The following is a 336-nucleotide window of genomic DNA, read 5'->3' on the forward strand; positions in this document are numbered from 1 at the left end:
CGATCATCCTGGACCGTGGCGAAGGTCGGCAGGTCACCCGGCTGGCCTGGGGCCTGCTGCCGTTCTGGGCGAAGGCCAAGGGCCTGCAGGGGTCGACCATCAATGCCCGGATCGAGACGGTGGCCACCAAACCGGCCTTCCGATCGGCGTTCAAGAAGCGCCGCTGCGTCATCCCGATGGCTGGGTACTACGAGTGGTCGGTCAGCCCCGAGGACGGCAAGAAAGACCCTTGGTTCATCCACGCCACCGGGCCGCTGCTGGCCGCCGGCCTGTGGGAAGACACCAGCCCGCTCCTGCCCGACGGCAACCGTGGCACCTTCACCATCATCACCGGCG

General features: G+C 67.9%; 1 pseudogene (only partly in view). It reads left to right on the top strand.

What is annotated here, in order from left to right:
* A pseudogene (locus H3005_RS19790) lies at nt 1–336 on the top strand (SOS response-associated peptidase) (its annotated part continues 153 nt past the right edge of the window); the annotation flags it as partial.

The organism is Stenotrophomonas sp. Br8, from assembly GCF_014763005.1.
Taxonomy (GTDB): Bacteria; Pseudomonadota; Gammaproteobacteria; order Xanthomonadales; family Xanthomonadaceae; genus Stenotrophomonas; species Stenotrophomonas lactitubi.